Below are 2288 nucleotides of genomic sequence, written 5' to 3' on the forward strand. Positions count from 1 at the left end.
TGGTGGTTATTCAGGCGTTAATTTTCAGCTCGATGTAGCCAGTAATTTAAACGCAACCGTGCAGGTTGCGAAGCGCAATGAGTTGCATCGATTCGAAGTCATGCCCCAACGTTGGGTAGTCGAACGATCTTTTAGTTGGCTAGAGAATTGTCGGCGACTTTGGAAAAATTGTGAGCGTCAATTAACCACCAGTCTGCAAATGGTCGTTTTAGCGTTTTTAGCACTATTACTTAAGAGATTTTAGACAGCTTCTAAGAATGAAAAAAATATTGAATGCTTTTGTGCTCTAAACTTTGCCGACGATTCAAATAAGCCTGAGCTGAGAAGGATTGAAAGACAGTATGCAGCCGATGATATTAATAGTCACCCAATGGATTTGTTTGCAGTATTTGTTGATAAACCGACACTAGCTGATGACTCTATTGATGAGAATCAGGACTTTTGGCGAATCTATAAAGCAATGATTTCAATATATGCGGAGATGAGAGGGTGGCCTTCCAACCAAAAAGAGCGTAAAAACGTTGAATACTTTAGAAATTCGGTGCCTAATGGATCGAATAAGGGGAATTTAGACGTTCAAACGATTTTACATTTACTGGAAAGCAGACATTATGTTGTTTTACAAGGAGCACCCGGTACTGGGAAGACACTGCTCGCTTCTGAAATTGCTGAAAAATATAACTCCCAAAATGTTATTTTTACTCAGTTTCATGCCGAAACTACTTACTCAGATTTTGTAGGGGGTTATCAGCCAACTGAAGTTAATGATAAGTTATCCTATCGATATCAAGAGGGACCGTTTATTAAAGCGATTAGACGTGCCCAAGACGCACCAGATGAGAAGACACTACTTATCATTGACGAAATTAACAGGGCTAATCTTAGCAATGTACTGGGTGAGTCCTTTTATTTGTTTGAAGATGCAAATATACAACATCGACCGCAAATCATCCTTGGGAAAGACGGTAAGGACATAAAGGGAATTTTGCATCATACGTTATCCTTAAGTAGGCTACCCAAGAATTTAAGGGTCATTGCTACTATGAACACGGCTGATCGCTCTTTAGCTGTGGTTGATTTTGCATTGAGGAGAAGGTTTGCTTGGTATACAATGAAGCCTCACGAAATTTCCAATAAGGAACTTTTGGATGGAGAGCAATTTCATAAAAAAGAATTTGAGCGTTTTCAATCCATCTTTGAGATGTATGCTACGAGTGCAGAACTGCCGTTGCAACCTGGACAAGCCTACTTTATTACAAGACCAGGTCAACATTTTGAAGAAAGGATACGTTATGAGCTTCTTCCACTAATTCGCGAGTATCTTGAAAGTGGATTTTTATCAGGTGCCGAAAATCAGTTTAATCAGTTCTTTGTGGACGAAATAAATGAGCCGATTTATTTATAATACGAGGTGATTCATTCATGAACAAGAACATTTCAATTATTCAACTTCAAACGTTTGCTGATAATGTCTATAAATTACCATCTTCGATTTTAGCAGATACTCGATATGTGAATGAATCAAATGATAAGTTTCTTCGGTTGAACCGAGATGCCTTCAAGTACTTGCATGTTGATGCTTATAATGAAAACGGTAAAATTCATTTTAAAGCCAATGAACTAATTGGGGCTATTCCAATTCGTATGCCGGATAAAGGGAATGGCAAATATATGACGGATTTGATTGTTAAGCCTCGTTATCAGTTAGGTAGTCCCACTGATAGTGACTGGTTTAAATGGACTTTTAATTTATCAAGATATGCAAATTTTGATTTAGTGCCTGACCAGTCAAAACTTTTAAAACTAACAAGATTGAACGGTACAATGGCACCCCAATATGTTCTGGCACAAGATGTTATTACAAAATTTGATATAGTTATTCGAGAACATTCTTGGCGGCGCTTTGATAGTTTAGAAAAAAGCGAAAAACGTCCAATGGGCAACATTAATTGGAGCCGATATGCAATGACTAGCGTTGATCCACAAAAAAGATTGGTTTTTGAAACAAAAGTAAACTCAATTTCGGAAAATCATCAAAAATTTCGAGACGCTGTTACGCACGTAAATGATGCAATAACAGTGATCAATTCTTTTAGTACCCCGTTGGACGTTAAAATACCTTTACGGTAGATTGTAAAATTAATCCGAACGCTGTTCGGACAAAAAAGATCAGCTTCCTTTAAAATGGTGTTTACCACAAACCCATCTTTTAGGAGCTGATCTTTTGTCTAGTATAACCTATTCCGAACGAATTAAAATCGAAACCTTTTGTGAACTAGGGCTGTCCA

3 protein-coding genes are annotated in these 2288 nt (G+C 37.7%); all 3 read left to right on the forward strand.

Going from position 1 to position 2288, the window contains the following annotated elements:
• A partial coding sequence (locus LPKJCM_RS04015) for a transposase (protein ID WP_153152590.1) occupies positions 1-244 on the forward strand: 244 nt, incomplete at its 5' end.
• Between the two features lie 126 nt (positions 245-370).
• A complete protein-coding gene (locus LPKJCM_RS04020) occupies positions 371-1405 on the forward strand; it encodes an McrB family protein (RefSeq protein ID WP_057961928.1) in 1035 nt (344 codons plus the stop codon).
• 17 nt (positions 1406-1422) lie between these two features.
• Positions 1423-2130, forward strand: coding sequence for a BTB/POZ domain-containing protein (locus tag LPKJCM_RS13025; protein ID WP_057961927.1), 708 nt, complete (start codon positions 1423-1425; stop codon positions 2128-2130).
• Positions 2131-2288 lie beyond the last annotated feature (158 nt).

Origin of the sequence: Lentilactobacillus parakefiri (genome assembly GCF_002157585.1) — a bacterium.
Taxonomy (GTDB): domain Bacteria; phylum Bacillota; class Bacilli; order Lactobacillales; family Lactobacillaceae; genus Lentilactobacillus; species Lentilactobacillus parakefiri.

What these genes read in the sequence shown, in the direction of transcription:
- LPKJCM_RS13025 (WP_057961927.1), top strand. Translation starts at nt 1,423, where the DNA reads ATGAACAAGAACATTTCAATTATTCAACTTCAAACGTTTGCTGATAAT.
- LPKJCM_RS04020 (WP_057961928.1), top strand. Translation starts at nt 371, where the DNA reads ATGGATTTGTTTGCAGTATTTGTTGATAAACCGACACTAGCTGATGAC.